This is a genomic window from Erythrobacter sp., assembly GCF_036351135.1.
In the GTDB taxonomy this organism is placed as follows: domain Bacteria; phylum Pseudomonadota; class Alphaproteobacteria; order Sphingomonadales; family Sphingomonadaceae; genus Erythrobacter.
The window spans coordinates 13316-29779 of the sequence record NZ_JAZBON010000013.1; the positions used below are offsets into that span (position 1 = coordinate 13316).

General features: G+C 65.8%; 14 protein-coding genes. 9 read left to right on the forward strand and 5 right to left on the reverse strand.

Features of this window, described 5'->3' with window-relative positions; genetic code table 11:
• The first annotated feature begins 49 nt into the window (after positions 1-49).
• From V2I30_RS03665 to V2I30_RS03685, 5 genes are all read left to right on the forward strand, one after another.
• Positions 50-1609 (forward strand): glycosyl transferase family protein, encoded by a 1560-nt coding sequence (locus tag V2I30_RS03665; RefSeq protein ID WP_330660715.1) that lies wholly within the window; start codon positions 50-52, stop codon positions 1607-1609.
• On the forward strand, positions 1606-2991 hold the full coding sequence (locus tag V2I30_RS03670; protein WP_330660716.1) for a hypothetical protein: 1386 nt from the start codon (positions 1606-1608) through the stop codon (positions 2989-2991). The genes V2I30_RS03665 and V2I30_RS03670 overlap by 4 nt, the downstream gene beginning before the upstream one ends.
• Before the next feature lie 81 nt (positions 2992-3072).
• On the forward strand, positions 3073-3987 hold the full coding sequence (locus V2I30_RS03675; RefSeq protein WP_330660717.1) for a sulfite exporter TauE/SafE family protein: 915 nt from the start codon (positions 3073-3075) through the stop codon (positions 3985-3987).
• The gene (locus V2I30_RS03680) at positions 3984-4787 is read left to right on the forward strand and encodes a TIGR02186 family protein (protein WP_330660718.1); all 804 of its coding nucleotides are present in this window, start codon (positions 3984-3986) and stop codon (positions 4785-4787) included. The genes V2I30_RS03675 and V2I30_RS03680 overlap by 4 nt, the downstream gene beginning before the upstream one ends.
• A 150-nt stretch (positions 4788-4937) precedes the next feature.
• Positions 4938-6695 carry an ATP-binding protein gene (locus tag V2I30_RS03685; RefSeq protein WP_330660719.1) on the forward strand — a complete coding sequence of 586 codons (1758 nt, stop codon included), beginning with the start codon at positions 4938-4940 and terminating at the stop codon, positions 6693-6695.
• Between the two features lie 94 nt (positions 6696-6789).
• Here V2I30_RS03685 and V2I30_RS03690 read toward each other — a convergent pair whose 3' ends face one another.
• On the reverse strand, positions 6790-7527 hold the full coding sequence (locus V2I30_RS03690; RefSeq protein ID WP_330660720.1) for a 7-carboxy-7-deazaguanine synthase QueE: 738 nt from the start codon (positions 7525-7527) through the stop codon (positions 6790-6792).
• 452 nt (positions 7528-7979) lie between these two features.
• On the reverse strand, positions 7980-10967 hold the full coding sequence (locus V2I30_RS03695) for a valine--tRNA ligase (protein ID WP_330660721.1): 2988 nt from the start codon (positions 10965-10967) through the stop codon (positions 7980-7982).
• 145 nt (positions 10968-11112) lie between these two features.
• On the opposite strand from V2I30_RS03695, the gene V2I30_RS03700 reads away from it, so the two are divergent.
• The 4 genes from V2I30_RS03700 (at position 11113) to V2I30_RS03715 (ending at position 14840) form a co-directional block, all read left to right on the forward strand.
• Positions 11113-12246: an MlaE family ABC transporter permease gene (locus V2I30_RS03700; RefSeq protein ID WP_330660722.1), complete on the forward strand. Its 1134-nt coding sequence runs from the start codon at positions 11113-11115 to the stop codon at positions 12244-12246.
• A gap of 4 nt (positions 12247-12250) precedes the next feature.
• Positions 12251-13123, forward strand: coding sequence for an ABC transporter ATP-binding protein (locus V2I30_RS03705; RefSeq protein WP_330660723.1), 873 nt, complete (start codon positions 12251-12253; stop codon positions 13121-13123).
• Between the two features lie 93 nt (positions 13124-13216).
• Complete coding sequence (locus tag V2I30_RS03710; RefSeq protein WP_330660724.1) at positions 13217-14164, forward strand: MlaD family protein; 948 nt, start codon at positions 13217-13219, stop codon at positions 14162-14164.
• Between the two features lie 43 nt (positions 14165-14207).
• Complete coding sequence (locus tag V2I30_RS03715; protein WP_330660725.1) at positions 14208-14840, forward strand: ABC-type transport auxiliary lipoprotein family protein; 633 nt, start codon at positions 14208-14210, stop codon at positions 14838-14840.
• A gap of 5 nt (positions 14841-14845) precedes the next feature.
• Here the strand turns inward: V2I30_RS03715 and V2I30_RS03720 are convergent, their stop codons facing one another.
• The 3 genes from V2I30_RS03720 to V2I30_RS03730 are packed head-to-tail and all read right to left on the reverse strand — an operon-like array spanning position 14846 to position 16445.
• Positions 14846-15541 carry an ATP12 family chaperone protein gene (locus tag V2I30_RS03720; protein WP_330660726.1) on the reverse strand — a complete coding sequence of 232 codons (696 nt, stop codon included), beginning with the start codon at positions 15539-15541 and terminating at the stop codon, positions 14846-14848.
• The gene (locus V2I30_RS03725) at positions 15538-15792 is read right to left on the reverse strand and encodes a hypothetical protein (RefSeq protein ID WP_330660727.1); all 255 of its coding nucleotides are present in this window, start codon (positions 15790-15792) and stop codon (positions 15538-15540) included. Before V2I30_RS03725 ends, V2I30_RS03720 begins: the two co-directional genes overlap by 4 nt.
• Entirely contained in the window at positions 15789-16445 is a 657-nt protein-coding gene (locus tag V2I30_RS03730) for an HAD-IA family hydrolase (RefSeq protein WP_330660728.1), read from the reverse strand. Before V2I30_RS03730 ends, V2I30_RS03725 begins: the two co-directional genes overlap by 4 nt.
• Between the last annotated feature and the right edge of the window lie 19 nt (positions 16446-16464).

A 16464-nucleotide genomic window follows, 5' to 3' on the forward strand; every position in this document is an offset into this window, starting at 1 on the left:
AAATTAGCGGTGTTAGCCGTCCGTTCGTTCAAGGAATGAGGGGGTCGCCTTGGCTTACATTGGATGGGATATCTGGCACTGGCTTGCCGTATGCCAGCACGAATTGCTGCTGTTCGCAGGATTTTTCTTTTTGCTGGGCGCGGTCGATGATCTGGCTGTCGATTTGGCGTGGCTATGGCTCAAACTGACGGGCCGGGCAAGGACGGGGCGGGTAACGCGTCAGGAGCTGCAGGAGCGGCCCCTGCATGGGCCCACAGCTGTCTTCGTGCCAGCCTGGCAGGAGGCGGACGTGATCGTCGAGACGATCGCGCATCTGCTCGGCGTCTGGCCGCAGCGGCATCTGCGCCTCTATATCGGAATTTATCGTAACGATGCGGCCACGCTTGATGCGGCGATGGCGGGCGCGCGGGGCGACCCGCGCCTGCGTCTGGTCATTCACGATCGCGACGGGCCGAGCACCAAGGCCGACTGCCTCAACCGCCTTTACGAGGCGATGAGCGACGATGAACTGCGCTCGGGCTTCCGTTTCAAGGCGATCGTCTTCCACGATGCCGAGGACATGGTCGATCCGGCAGGGCTCGGGCTGCTCGACTGGGCGATCGAGGACGGCGCGGATTTCGTCCAGCTACCGGTGGAGCCGCTACCGCAGCCCGCCCGCGACTGGCTCGGCAGCCATTATTGCGAGGAATTTGCCGAAGCGCATGGCAAGGCGATGGTCGTGCGCGGCGCGATCGGGGCCGGTCTGCCGGCGGCGGGCGTTGGCTGCGCCGTTGCGCGCGGCGCGCTGACGGCGATGGAACGGCGTACCTCGAGCGCGCTGCCGTTTGCGTCGGATTCGCTGACCGAGGATTACGAATTGGGCCTGAGGATCGCGGAGTCGGGCGGGCAGTGCCGCTTTCTCCGGGCGCGCGGCGAAGACGATCGTCTGATTGCTACCCGCGCCTATTTTCCCTCGCAGCTTGGGCCGGTCGTGCGCCAGAAGACGCGCTGGGTTCACGGCATCTCGCTGCAGGGGTGGGATCGCACAGGGTGGAGCGGCGGCCTTGCCGAGCGCTGGATGCGTGCGCGCGATCGCCGTGGGCCATTGACCGCACTGGTCCTGGCTCTGGGCTATGCCCTTATCTTGCTAACGGTATTCTCGGCCCTTGCCGCCTCGATCGGCGGTGCGCAGCCGATCGAATTGTCACCGTTGCTGATCGGCGTGCTGATCGCCAATCTCGCCTTCTTCGCATGGCGGGCGGCGTGGCGCTTTGCCTTTACTGCGCGCAATTACGGGATCGCCGAAGGGCTGTTCGCGGTGCTGCGCATTCCGGTGACCAATCTCGTTGCGATCATGGCAGGTAGGCGGGCGGTGTCGGCCTATTGGCGCACCTTCTTCGGCGAGGTGACGGCCTGGGACAAGACTTCGCATTCGCGCCATCCTTCGCAGCCGAGCCACGAGCACAGCTACGATCACAGCTCCAAACAAAGGGCACCCGTGCCGCTCCACGATCTACACCGCACGCAGGTCGACGGCGATCCAGATGCACCTGCTCTGCCTTTGCGGCGCGGTGCTGGGCATGGCGAACCCACTGCGCTTGGGCAGCTGCCCGAGGAGGTCGAGGCATGAGCGCGATCGACACCGTGCGCCGACGCGGCAGCCCGCTCATTATGCTGAGCCTGCTATTGATCTCATGGGTCGGTGGGCGAGTCGCGACCTGGGAGCCGCCCTTCGCCCTGCCGGGCGGAGATGGCGGGATCGGCAAGGTGCTGTTCGCCGAAAACAGCCGCGTCAACATGCGCGAGCCGGGGCCCGCACCGCAATCGATCGCTTATCCGCATCTCCAGGGCCTACCTGCGCTCGCGCCCTATCCGGCCTACGGCAACGGCACAAATCCACCGCCGGCCGCAGGTCTTCCGCCGGCGGGATATGGCTATCCCTACCTCTATTCCTCGGCGCATCCAGCGGCGATGCGCGGCGTGCCGGTGATGGCCTATCCGGTCTACGTACCCTACCCGCCGCCGCCAGCAGCAAGGCGGGCCGGGACGCGCGCGGCGCGTGGCACGGGTGCAAACCGATACGGGCGCTTCGGTCCCGGCGAAGGCGCTTATCCCTATCAACCGTCACCCGATCTTCGCAGCTACGGAGCAGGCGGCGGTGCCGAGCTTCAACGCTTGCGCGCAGCGTTCGATCGGCAAAATCCCTACCACGGGGCCTATTCGGCCTCGGCCTCTGCCAGCGCAGCGAGCGTAGCGCAGGGGCAGCCGCCTTTCGTCGCGCCTCGCCCGCCGGCGTCTCCGCCGCGGGCGAAGCGTGCCGATCGCTGGTCGCTCGACGTCTTCGGCTTCTACCGCCAGGGCTCAAACGCTCTCGATGTCTCGCAGGCGCGCGCACCGACCTATGGCGCGAGCCAGATTGCCGGCAATCTACAATGGCGCGCCCGCCCGTCCTCGTCGCACGATCCCCGCCTCTATGCCCGCGCCTACAGCGCGCTCGTCCCGGGCGGCGAGAGCGAAGTCGCCGCTGGGCTCTCCGCCCGGCCTTTCGGTGCGTTGCCGCTTCGCGCCTACGGCGAGGTGCGCGCGACGCGCAATCCGCTCGTCCCGGATGCGGACGGTTCGGCTTCGAGCGACATCCGGCCGGCGCTCTACGCGGTCAGCGAGGCGGCGCCCGTCAAGCTACCGCGCGGCTTCTCGCTCGAGACATATGGCGCGGCGGGCTATGTCTGGGGCGATTTCGACACTTATTTCGTCGACGGCCAGGCGGTTGCCGTGAAGCCGGTCCTGTCGCTGGGGGGAAGCGACGGTTCGGGCGGACAACTGAGCGTCGGCGCCGGCGCATGGGGCGGCGCGCAGGAAGGGGTCAGCCGGCTTGACATCGGGCCGACCATGCGGCTCGACTGGAGCCTCGGCGACGTCCCGGCGCGCGTCTCGGTCGATTATCGCCAGCAGGTCGCGGGCGACGCCGAGCCCGGTTCGGGAGTCGCCGCCACGGTCTCCACCCGCTTTTAGCGCATAGGAGGGCGCGCCGAGTTTCGGAAGGCGCGATGTCGCGCCTTCCAACGCCCTTCATGCTGCGGTAGTCGCGATGGCATGGACGTCTACCTGCCCATCGCGAATCTCTCGGTCGACGGGCTGTTCATCGTGTTGCTCGGCGGGCTGACCGGCATCCTGTCGGGCCTGTTCGGGGTCGGCGGCGGGTTCCTGACAACGCCGCTGCTGATTTTCTACGGCATCCCGCCCACCGTTGCCGCCGCCTCCGCCGCGACGCAGGTAACCGGCGCCAGCGTTTCGGGTGTGATCGCGCATGGCCGGCGCAAGGGCGTCGACTACCGGATGGGCGGCGTCATGGTCGCAGGCGGCGTAGTCGGCGCGCTGATCGGGGCGCTGCTGTTTCGCCTGTTGCAGGTCTGGGGACAGATCGACGTCGTCATCAACATCCTCTATGTCGTCATGCTGGGGACGATCGGTTCGCTGATGCTGCGCGAGGCGCTCGATGCGCTGTTCCCCGCACCCGAACATCGCGATGCCCGCCCGCGCAAGCGCCGCCACCATCCGCTCGTCGCCGCGCTGCCGTTTCGCACGCGCTTCTACGCATCCGGGCTCTATATATCGCCCATAGCGCCGCTGGTGCTGGGCGTGGTGGTCGGCATTCTGACCATGCTGATGGGCATCGGCGGAGGATTCATCCTCGTGCCAGCCATGCTCTATATCCTCGGCATGAGCGGCAATGTCGTGGTCGGTACATCTTTGTTTCAGATCCTGTTCGTCACCATGGTTACCACCATGACCCACGCGCTCACCACCAAGGCGGTCGACATCATCCTGGCCGGGCTGTTGCTGCTCGGCTCGGTCATGGGGGCGCAGTGGGGCACGCAGATCGCCCTCAAGGCACGGCCCGAGGTCCTCCGACTGGTGCTCGCGGCGATCGTCATCGCAGTGGCGCTGCGCATGCTTTACGGCCTCGGCGTGCAACCCGACGAGATCTACACGGCCAGTCCGCTATGACCCGGTGCCGCAGATTCTCCGTCGCCGCGCTGGCGTTGTGCGTCGCCGCGCCGTTCCTGATGGGCCAGCGCGAGCCGATCCTGGTCCCGGAGGTCAGCCAGTCGCGGGTCGAAGTACGGCAGGGCTTCACCGGCGCGAACCTTCTCCTTTATGGTGCGGTGATCGAGCCGGGGCGGGGCGCCGCCGCCCTTGCCGCCGCAGACCGGGACGCGCTGCCACCCTACGACATTGCGGTCGTGCTTAAAGGCCCCTCGCAGCCCATCAGGCTGCGCGAAAAGGAGCGGATTGCGGGGGTGTGGATGAATGCGCGGTCCAGCGATTTCCGCTCCGCCCCTTCCTTCTTCGCGGTCGCCTCCTCGCGCCCCATCAGCGAGATCGTCGATGCACGCACCGCCGCCATCTACGAGCTCGGCACCGAGTTCATCCAGCTCTCTCCCACCGGCCAGATCGAACCCGAGGAACAGGCCCGCTTCGCCCGCGGGCTCGTCGAATTGCGCCAGCGCGCCGGGCTCTACCAGCAGAACCCGCAGGGGGTGCGGATCAGCGAAGGCGTGCTCTACCAGGCGCGGATCGCGCTGCCCTCCAACGTCACCACCGGCGAATATACCGCCGAGACCTTCGCGATCGCCGATGGCCGTGTGCTGGCGAGCGCCACCGCCGATATCGAGGTGATCAAGGTCGGGCTCGAGGGCAGCGTCGTCTACGCGTCGCAGCGTTGGGCGCTGTTTTACGGGCTTGGCGCGATAATGCTGTCGCTTGGCATGGGGTGGTTCGCCGGGCAGGTCTTCTCGAAGATCTGACACGGCCGGCACCCCGCCGACTGTCGCATTCACAGATAAGCGCGTTCTTGACGCGATCTTAACCTTGCCTCCGCAAAGTCGCCCTGGCTTGGGATCGGGCGGCGCGTATACGCCGTATCGACCTTTATCACGGGGTTTCGAGACACGCGCATGAGCGATATGAGCAACCACAATTTCCCCGCCGGCCAGCCCGGCGCCCGGTCCCAGCAAGAGGCGCCGCGCGTACCTACGCCGGCGCCCGAGACGTCGGCGGAAGGCCGGACGCCGCCGGCTTCCGACAACGGCGGGGAACGAGGCGGCGAGAAGGACAATGCCAGCCTGCCAATCGGCATCGTGCTCGAAATCTCGGGCGCCGGCTCGCAGATCGCCCTCGACATGCAGCGTCTTTCCGAATGCATGGAGGACGAGGACCCTTCGATCATGCTGGCCGGGCAGGTCGGCAGCCAGATCAAGATCCGCGTCGGCAATGCCTGGCTGCTCGCCAATGTCCGCGACCAGCGCAAGGATCGGCGCGCGCAGGACGGCATCATCGCGCATATCGACTTTCTCGGCGAAGGTTCGGAGGAAAAGCTCACCGGACGCATCCACGGCTTCAAGCGCGGGGTTACCCGCTATCCCGTACCGGGTGCGATGATCTATCCCGCGACCACTCCCGACCTCGAGCAGATCTATGCGAGCGACGGCCGCGCCAACATCACCATCGGGACCGTGTTCCCGACACGCGACATTCGCGCCGGGCTCTATATCGACGCGATGCTCGGCAAGCACTTCGCGCTTCTGGGTTCGACCGGGACCGGTAAGTCGACCAGCGCCGCGCTAATCCTTCACCGCATCTGCCAGTCCGCGCCCGAGGGTCATGTCGTCATGATCGACCCGCACGGCGAGTATTCCGCGGCGTTCCGCCAGACCGGTCGCATCCTCGACGTCTCGAACCTCCAGATGCCCTATTGGCTGATGAACTTCGAGGAGCATTGCGAAGTGCTTCTGACCAGCGACGGCAACGAGCGCCAGGTCGATATGGACATTCTTGCCAAGTGTTTGCTGCATGCCCGCTCGAAGAACCGGCTGGCCGAGAACATGGGCAAGATCACGGTGGATTCGCCGATCCCCTATCTCCTCTCCGATCTCTCGACCAAGCTGCAGGACGAGATGGGCAAGCTCGACAAGGCGACTTCGTCGGCGCCCTATATGCGGATCAAGGGCAAGCTCGAAGAGATCAAGTCCGACCCGCGTTACCAGTTCATGTTCTCCGGCATGCTCGTCGGCGATACGATGACCGACTTCATCTCCAAGGTCTTCCGCATGCCGGGCGAGGGCAAGCCGATCTCGATCATCGACGTCTCGGGCGTGCCTTCGGACATCACCTCCACCGTCGTCGCCGTCCTCTCGCGCCTCGTTTTCGACTTCGCGATCTGGGGCCGCGAGGAGAAGACTCGGCCGATCCTGCTCGTTTGCGAGGAGGCGCACCGCTACGTGCCCAACGAGAAGAACTCCGATGGGTCCTCGGTCGGACGCATCCTCAGCCGGATCGCCAAGGAGGGTCGTAAGTACGGCATCTCTCTCGGCCTCATCACGCAGCGCCCCTCGGACCTTGCCGAAGGCGTGCTGTCGCAGTGCGGTACGATCATCTCGATGCGTCTCAACAACGACCGCGACCAGGCTTTCGTGCGCTCGGCCATGCCCGAAGGGTCGCGCGGCTTCCTCGATTCGATCCCCGCGCTGCGCAACCGCGAATGCATCATCTGCGGCGAGGGCGTCGCGATCCCGATCCGCGTCAACTTCGACACGCTCGAGGAGCACAAGCGGCCGGCCTCCGAAGACCCCAGCTTCAGCGAGCTGTGGAAGACCAGCGGCGGCGAGGACGAACTGGTCGAGCGCGTCGTGCAGCGGTGGCGCTCGCAGGGTTGAGGTTGACGCGAGTTCCCGCGAAGGCGGGGACCTTTCCGCAACCTGGCGCCAAGCCGAAAGAGGTCCCCGCCTTCGCGGGGACTCTCCCCCTTTCTCATGTTGCTCTCTCATCGCCGTAGAGGTGGATGTGCAGGCGGTCGCTCATGCGAAAGCCGTGTTCGAGGCATAGCGGCGCCAGCCATTCCTCGCGCTCGCGCAGCGTCGCGCTGTCCGTGCCTTCGGGCATCAGGAAGACGTGGCCGCGCTTGAACATGTAGCGGCGTTGGAGGGCGAGGACCTCGTCGACGTCTTCAGGCTGGGCGATCACGAACTTGAAGAAGGCGCGCGGGTCGGTGGCATAGGCATCGAGCCGTTCCTCGATCAGCGCCAGCTCGCGCAGGTTACCGGAATGCGCGAGCTTGGGGCTGACGTTGTACTGGTCCACGCGAATGTCGACATGCGCGCTCGCCTTGGTCGTGCCGTTTGTCTCCACCTCGACCTCGATGTCGGGCAGGATCGCCAGCATGTCGGCGAGCGCCCCGCATTGCAGCAGCGGTTCGCCCCCGGTGATGACCAGCCGCCTTTGCCTCAGCGCGGCGATCTTCGCGGCGGCCTTGGCGGGGGACACTTTCACCTGATTGGCTCCACGCTCGTACGTGACGCCGCCGCGATGCGGACGCTCGTCGCCCTCGAAGTGCCATGTGTAGGCCGTGTCGCACCACACGCAGGCAAGGTTGCAGCGCGACAGGCGAATGAAGGCCACGGGCTGGCCGGCACTGGGGCCTTCGCCCTGCAGCGAGGCGAAGATCTCTGGATCCCCGTGGTCGTCGGTGGCGAGCACTAGATCGGCCATGCGCGCCTCGCATATCCTACAGGATGGAACAGGTGGAACACACTCCAGCGGGAAAAGCGCGAAAGTGTAATCCTACGCCGCCCAAAGTGTGACTTTGGGCGCGATAGTGTCACCGTGGCTGGGAAAAGCGTCACCCTGCGCCGCGCAAGCGTCACTCTACGCGCATCGCAAGTGTCACTCTCCTGGGGCGCAGCTGTCACACTACGGCCTGGGAAAAAGGCGTTCGGAGTGAGGCGACGGGATGGGGCGGAACGGACCATTCGTGCCTTGTGCCATATCCCGCTTTGGTAGGAAAACTTGGTGTCTGAAAGACCGTTCGTGCTGAGCTTGTCGAGAACGCTTCTAAAGCTCTCGGCTTCGCTCGAGCGTGCCGTTGGCGCTACGCGCCCTCTTCGAGTCCGACACCCGCCTGCGCGGGCGCAGGCAGGCTCAGGGCGAACGGATTTCTTAGTTCAACCCAGCCGCGCCAGCGCCGCCTCCAGCCGCTCAACCTCGGCAGCATGATGCCCATGATCCTCGCGCGCTTTCTCGACCGCTTCGGGCTTGGCGCGTTCGACGAAATTCGCATTCGACAGGCGGCCTTCGAGCGACTTCGCCTCCTTTTGCGAGGCGGCGAGCGCCTTTTCGAGCCGCGCTTTCTCGGCGTCGATATCAATGATGCCTTCGAGCGGGATGATGAAGACGTCCGAGAGCGCAGTTACCTGCATCGCCGGGCCGTCGGGTGCTTCGCCGACGGTCACTGGCGTAAGCCGCGGCAGTCGCTCGATTGCGGCGCTGCTGCGCTCGATGGTGCTCTTCGCCAGGTCCGAAGGCGAAGGGACATAGGCTGCAAGTTTCGCCCCTGGAGCAATGCCGAGCTCGTTCTTCGCGCTGCGCACATTGGTGGTGAGGTCGATCACCCAGTCGATCGCGTCGGTGGCGTCTTTCGAGACTTCGGCGCGGGGATCGGGCCATTTGGCGAGGATCAGGTCGTAGGGGCGCTCACCGCCTTCAAACTCGGCCTGCGCGTGCCAAAGCTCTTCGGTGATGAAGGGCATGAAGGGGTGCAGCATCACGAGTATCTGGTCGAGCGCCCATCCGGCTACTTCGCGGGTCTCCTGAAGCGGAGAAAACTCCCTCTCTCCTTGGGGGGGGAGGGTCGGGGAGGGGGGGCGCGGCGCGTCGGCCCCTCCCCCAACCCCCTCCCCTGAAGGGGCGGGGGCATTGGCAAAGACCGGCTTGATAAGCTCCAGATACCAGTCGCAGAATTTCGACCAGGTGAACTGATAGATCGCATTCGCCGCGGCATCGAAGCGAAGGTCGGCCATCGCCGTCTCGATCTCTTCGCACGCGGCCTGAACCTCGCCGATGATCCACTGGTTCGCGGCGAGCCGCGCCTGCGGAGCCAGAATCGTGGTCGATGCGCCGATGCCGTTGGTCTGGCAGAAACGCGTCGCATTCCAGAGCTTGGTCGCAAAGTTGCGGTATCCTTCGACCCGCTTCTCATCCATCTTGATGTCGCGGCCCTGGCTTTCCATCGCCGCCATGAAGAACCGTAGCGCGTCGGCGCCGTACTGGTCGATGAGGCCGAGCGGATCGACGACATTGCCCTTGGACTTGGACATCTTCGCGCCGTCCGCAGCGCGCACGAGACCGTGGAGATAGAGCCGCGGCCACGGCGCCTCGCCCATATTGTACTGCCCCATCATCATCATCCGCGCATCCCAGAAGAAGAGGATGTCGAAACCGGAGATGAGGAGCGAGTTAGGGAAGTGTTTTTCGAGCAAGGAAACCGGTTGTGCGCCATCCTCCAAACCCGCTCGTGCTGAGCTTGTCGAAGCACCGCTTTCCGTTTCAGCGCCGTTGGAAGAAGTTAAGGACGGCCCTTCGACAGGCTCAGGGCGAGCGGGGTGGGCGGTATTCGTTTCACCTTCCGGCCACCCGAGCGTCGCGAAGGGCCAGAGCGCACTAGAGAACCACGTATCCAGAACGTCTGGGTCCTGCGTCAGTGCGACACCATCACCCGCCTGAGCCCGCGCTTCTTCCTCAGTCGGCGCGACGAACACATTACCCTCTTCGTCGAACCAAGCCGGGATCCGGTGCCCCCACCACAGCTGGCGCGAGACGCACCACGGCTGGATGTTTTCCATCCAGTTGAAGAAGGTCTTCTCCCAGCTTTTCGGCACGATCTCGATCGTTCCGTCTCGCACGTCCGCGATCGGCTTTTGCGCCAGTTTCTCCGCATCGACATACCACTGGTCGGTCAGCCAGGGCTCGATCACCACTCCGCCGCGGTCGCCGAAGGGCGTGGCGATTGCACGCGGTTCGGCGTCCATTTCGACTTCCTCGCCCTTTTTGGTCTTGGCGATGTGCGGGATGAGGTAGCCCTGCTCCTTGAGCCGCTGGACGACCAGTTCGCGCGCGCCCGGTTCTTCGCCGGCAATCTTTTCGGGGCGGAAGCGGTGGAGGCCGATGAATTCGTCGGGCACGAGCCCGTCCGCCGTCTGGCAGACATCGGCATCGATTGTCAGCATGTTGAGCATGTCGGCCGGCTCGATCCCGGCGCGCTTGCCGACCTCGAAGTCGTTGAAATCGTGCCCCGGCGTGATCTTCACCGCGCCCGAGCCGAGTTCGGGGTCGGCATGTTCGTCGGCGACGATCGGCACGCGGCGGCCCGTGATCGGCAGGACGACATGCTTGCCGACGACGCTTTTGTAGCGCTCGTCGGAAGGATGAACCGCGACCGCCATGTCGGCGAGCATCGTTTCGGGGCGGGTGGTCGCGACCTCGATATAATCGCGGCCATCATCAAGCGTCACACCATCGGCGAGCGGATATTTGAAGTGCCAGAAATGGCCGGCAATCGTCTGCTGCTCGACCTCCAGATCGCTGATCGCGGTTTTCAGCTTCGGGTCCCAGTTCACGAGCCGCTTGTCGCGGTAGATCAGGCCGTCATTGTACAGGTCGACGAAGGTCTTGACGACGGCCTTGGTGAAATGCGGGTCCATCGTGAACTGCTCGCGGCTCCAGTCCATCGAACAGCCGAGGCGTCGCAGTTGGTGGGTGATCTGGCCGCCGCTTTCGCGCTTCCATTCCCACACCTTTTCGACGAATTCTTCGCGCGAATAATTCGTGCGCTTGTCCTGACGTTCCTCAAGCTGCCGCTCGACCACCATCTGCGTCGCGATGCCTGCATGGTCGGTACCCACCACCCAAAGCGCGTCCTTGCCGCGCAGGCGCTCGTAGCGGATGACGATATCCTGCAGCGTGTTGTCGAGCGCGTGGCCGATATGCAGCGAGCCGGTCACATTTGGCGGTGGGTTGACGATGGTGAAGGGTTCGGCGTCGGGCCGCTCGGGCCGGAAGGCGCCGGTGCTTTCCCAATGTTCGTACCACCGCTTCTCGATCTCGGCGGGGTCGAAGGTCGTGTCGAGTGTGTGTGTCATTTCGCAGATGGCCATGCCAAGCCCATAGGTGCAGTGCAACACATGCCGTCACTCAAGGCGCGCGATGGGGCGATTTCGGTATCGACCTCGCCTTCGCGGGGGAGGGGGGCACAACGGCGCTTGTCGCGCGACGCATTTACTCGCATATCTCGCAGCCGATATGGATGGGGTGGCATCTTTTACGCTGGAAGAGGACGGCGCAGAGGCCGAATCCGGCGGGAATGACGGCGTGCGCGTCGCGCTCACCGGGCCGCTTCTGGTGGCGACGGTCGGCCCGCTCGAGGAGCGGCTGGACGCGATCACCGATCCGGTTTCCTCCGTCGATATTGCCGGCGTGCCCGAAATGGACACGATCGGCGCCTGGGTGACCTATCGCCTCGCCGAGCGGCACGATGCCCGGATCGTCGGGGCGAGCGACGCGGCCGAGCGGCTGCTGACCGCCGTCCGCTCGGTCGGCGAGACCGATGTCGAGCCCGCCCCGCGGCAGCCGGCCTGGAAACGCGTGCCGCGCTCGATCGGGTCAAAGGTCTTCAGTGCGCGCAGCGGCGTGCTTGGCGTGGTCGGCTTCTTCGGACAGATCCTCACGGGGTTCGCCAATCTCGTGCGCCACCCCTCGCGCTTTCCAGGCCGCGCGGTGGTGCGCCAGATGGAGCTCGTCGGCGTGTCCGCGCTGCCGATCATCGGGCTGATGAGCTTCCTCATCGGCATTGTCATCGCGCAGCAGGGTGCGGTCCAGCTGGCGCAGTTCGGGGCCGAGACGCTGACCGTCAACCTGGTGGGCCGTATTACCCTGCGCGAGCTCGGCGTGCTCATGACCGCGATCATGGTCGCCGGGCGTTCGGGCAGAGCCTTTGCCGCGCAGATCGGCACCATGCGCCTCACCGAAGAGGTCGACGCGATGCGCACCATCGGCATCTCTCCGATCGAACAGCTGGTGATCCCGCGCATCATCGCCTGCACCTTCATGATGATCGTGCTCGGCTTCTTCTCCTCGATCGTCGGGATCATCGGCGGCGCCGTCATTGGCCAATTGTCGCTCGGCATTCCGTTCTTCACCTTCCTCGAACGCATTCAGGAAGTGGTGCCGCTCTACGATGTCTGGGTCGGGCTTATAAAGGCACCGGTCTTCGGGCTGATCGTCGCGCTGGCGGGCTGCTATCACGGGATGCAGGTCAAGGGGGATTCCGAGGCGGTCGGCATCCGCACCACCATGGCGGTGGTCTCGGCCATCTTTGCGGTGATCGTTATCGATGCGTTCTTCGCGGTGTTCTTCACCGAGATAGGCTGGGGCTGAGGCGATGGCGCGACGCAGGAAGAAGCCGGTTCAGCACCCGTCGAGCGCGTTCAAGCGCTTTTCCGACGAGCCGCCGATCGTGGTCGAGGGGCTGGTCAACCAGTTCGGCGATTTCCGCGTGCACGACAATCTCGATCTGGAGGTTCGGCGCGGCGAGATCATCGGCGTCGTCGGCGGGTCGGGAACGGGCAAATCGGTGCTGATGCGCTCGATCATCGGCCTCCAGCGGCCAACGCAAGGCACGATCCACGTTCTGGGCAGGAGCATCACCGATTCCGATCTCGATCAGAAGATCGGCGTGCGCCGCCGCTGGGGCGTGCTGTTCCAAGGGGGCGCGCTGTTCTCAACGCTGACGGTGGGCGAGAATGTCGAGGTGCCGCTGCGCGAATTCTATCCCGAGATCGGACCCGACCTGCGACGCGAGATCGCCCGCTACAAGGTGCTTCTCTCCGGCCTTCCCGAAGAAGCGGTGCACAAATATCCGAGCGAGCTTTCCGGCGGAATGAAGAAGCGCGCCGGGCTCGCCCGCGCGCTGGCGCTCGATCCCGAACTGCTCTTCCTCGACGAGCCGACCGCCGGGCTCGATCCGATCGGCGCGGCCGCCTTTGATCGCCAGACGCGCGACCTCAAGGAGACGCTGGGCCTTACAGTGTTCCTCATCACCCACGATCTCGACACGCTTTACGAGATTTGCGACCGGGTCGCGGTGCTGGCGGACAAGCAGGTCATCGCGGTCGGCACCATCCCCGAATTGATGGAAACCGGCCATCCCTGGATCGACGAATATTTCAACGGCCCGCGCGGGCGCGCCGCGCTCGCATCGAAGGAGCGCGCCAATATCGAGATGGCGGGCGCGGCTTCTCCGAGCGAGGGCTAGGAATTCGGGCGGCGCTTGTTCTCGGGAAACACGGGCACAGGCACGGGCTTAGCCATGGACAGGCACGGGCGATATCGCCCATAGGGAAACGCGATGGAAACGAGGGCAAATCATTTGTGGGTGGGGGCCGTCACGCTGCTGTTGCTGGTCGCGCTCGCCGCATTCGTCATCTGGATCGCCCGCCTCAATCAGGGCGCGGTTAACGAATACGACATCTTCTACAAGCAGTCGGTGTCCGGCCTCGCCAATGGCAGCCAGGTTTCCTATGCCGGCGTGCCCGTGGGCCAGGTCAGCCAGATCTCGCTGTCGACCGAGGATCCCGAATTCGTGCGGGTGCGCGTGCGCGTGCGCGACGAGGTGCCGATCCTGGTCGGCACGATGGCGACGATCCAGGCGAGCTTCACCGGCGTTTCCACCATCATGCTCGACGGGGCGCGCAGGGATGCGCCGCCGATCACCTGCGAGACCACCGCCTGTCCCGAGGGACGCCCGGTGATCCCGCCCGGACGGGGCGGCTTTGGCGAGATCGTCGCCAACGCGCCGCTGCTGCTGGAGCGGCTGGCGACCCTGACCGAACAGCTCAACACCATTCTCGGCCCCGAGAATCAGGAGCAGATCGCGGGGATCCTTCGCAACTCGAACCGGCTCACGAACGACCTGGCGGCGGCCTCGCCCCAGCTCGAATCCACGCTCGCGGAGCTGGAGACCACCCTGCGCGAAGCGGGCGAGGCGCTCGACGCGTTCGAGCAGGCGACCCTGACGACCGACCAGCTGTTGAACGAGGAAGGCCCGGCGCTGGCCGAGGAACTGCGCGGGACGCTCAATTCGGCGAACAAGGCGGCCCTGTCGCTTTCCGCCACGCTCGAAGACGCACGCCCCGCGGCGCGCGCGCTGCGCGAGACGACACTGCCCGCGGCGGAGGCGACGCTGCGAGACCTGCGCACCACCAGCCGGTCCCTGCGCGCGATTACCGAGCGGCTGGAAACCGAGGGCGCGAGCTCGCTGCTGTCGAGCCGTCCGCTGCCCGATTACGAGCCTTGATGAAGGGGTGCGAGGCGTGAAATATCAACTTGGAAGAACCCGTATGATCGCTCGTGTAAGCGCAGCCAAAGCCGCGGCTGCCAGCGGTTTCGCCCTGCTCCTCGCCGGCTGCGTCAGCTTCGGGCCCGAGCCGCCCGAAAACCTTTTCACCCTGACGCCCGACAATCGCGTGGCCCAGGGCGCGAGCGCGATGGCGGCCAGCGGCGCAGGCGAGGGGCCGATCGCGGTGCTGACGCCCGAAACCCCCGCCCGGCTCGACGTGACCCGCATACCCGTCACGGTGACCGATACGCAGATCGCCTATCTGCAAGACGCGCATTGGGTCGAGAAGCCCGCGCGCCTGTTCCGTCAATTGCTCGGCGAAACCCTGCGCAGCCGCACCGCGGGGGGCGGCGATACCGGTATCCTGGTGCTCGACACCGACGATACGCCGGTGGTGGCGACGCGCTTCTTGCGCGGCACCCTGCTCGACATGACCTATGACGCGGCCACCTCGTCCGTGATCGTGCGGTTCGACGCGCTGCACACCATGGACGATGGCAGTGTCGCCTCGCGCCGCTTCGAGGCGCGCGAGGATGGCGTCCTGCCGGAAGCGGCTGCCGTGGGTCCGGCACTGAACCGGGTCGCCAATTCGGTCGCGCAGGATGTCGCCGACTGGGTGATCGCCGCCGGCTGAGCGGCTCAGGTGGCAGCCAACCGCGCGAACTCGCAAGCCCTGACGAAATCCGCCTCGCGCCTGTCGCGGCGGGCTTCGGCCTCCTCGTCGCGGCCCCATTGCTCCGCCTGCCAATCCTCCTCGAGGTTCGCCGCCTGCCATAATGCGCTCGGATCGCTCCCCTCTTCGAGCGCTTCCAGCCCCGTAATCAGCGAAGCGGCGAGGCTGGTCGCGATGTCGAGCGCGGCGAGGGTAAAGGGGCCATGCCCATCGAGCACGCTGCGCAATCTGCCCATGGCGTCGGGGTCCTGTGGACGCGCGATAATGCCCGAGACCCGCGTCAGCATCAGCCCATGCCGCTCCTCGAATCGGCATACGATCGGCTCCCACTCCTCCTGCTGGCGCGCATAGAGCGGCTCTTCCGGGTCGGCGCGGTAGAGCAGCGTGTCGGTCTCGCCATAGGGCAGGATCGCCGCGATGCGCGACGCAGGGTCTGGCGCTATCACGTCGAGCGCGTAATCGGCCATAGCGCGAAGAGGCATTGCGGACGGGTCTATCTTCTCGCCCTGCGCCTCCCATTCCGCCGCGAGCGTGTGGGCGAGTGCCTCGCTCGGCGCGATCTGCGGTGCGCCGCCCGGGGTCTTCACCGAACGGCCATCGAGAAGGACGCGCCAACCCCCGAGCGCCGGATCGACGCCGACCTTCTGGTAGAATCGCTTCATTTGCGGTCCAGGTGATCGGGCAGATGGTTGTCGCGCGCCTTGAAGCGGCGGGCGAGCAGCGGCGGACCGAAGAAGAAGGCGAGCAGCCCACTCACCGCCAGTACGACGCCCAGCCAGTAGGGTGCGGGCAGGACGTCTTGCGCAATCGCGACGCCGACGAGCACCGCGATGATCGAGGCGATCCGGGTGAATTGCAACCAGACGAAACGGGCCTGCGCACGTTCGCGTTCGGCGTCGGTGTAGCGGCTCATGGGGCGCCCAACGCCTCTTGCAGATGCGCGACATCGCGCGCGACCAGCTCCGCACCGCTGGCGAGCAATTCGTCCGCGCCGTGATAGCCCCAGGCGACGCCGACGGCGCGCACACGGGCGGCTCGCGCCATCTGCATGTCGAAGCTCGTATCGCCGATCATCACCGCGTCGCCCGCCTGCGCGCGGGCTTCGAACAGGGCGGCTTCGAGCATCGCCGGATGGGGTTTGGAAGGGTGGCGGTCGGCGGTCTGGAGCGAGACGAACAGATCGGTCAGCCCGTGTTCGGCAAGGCAGGCGGTCAGCCCGCGATCCGACTTGCCGGTGGCGACCGCAAGGCTCCAGCCCGCGCCGTGCAGCGCATGGAGCAACTCGGCGATACCGTCGTAAAGCGGTTCACTGAGCAGCCCTTCCTCGCGCCGTGCGCGGAAACTCGCCTTGTAGAGCTCGACCAGATCGCGCTGCAGCCCGTCCTCCGCTTCCGGCGCGAGCTCGCGGATGGCGACCGGCAGGCTGAGTCCGACCAACTGGCGGACCCGCTCCGGGGCGGGGGGCGTCAGCCGCGCCTTCTCGAAGGCCCGCCGCATCGCCCACAGGACATCGGCCTGGCCATCGACCAGCGTTCCGTCGCAATCGAATATTGCGAGGCGAGTCACCTGCTAAGCCCCCGAGATA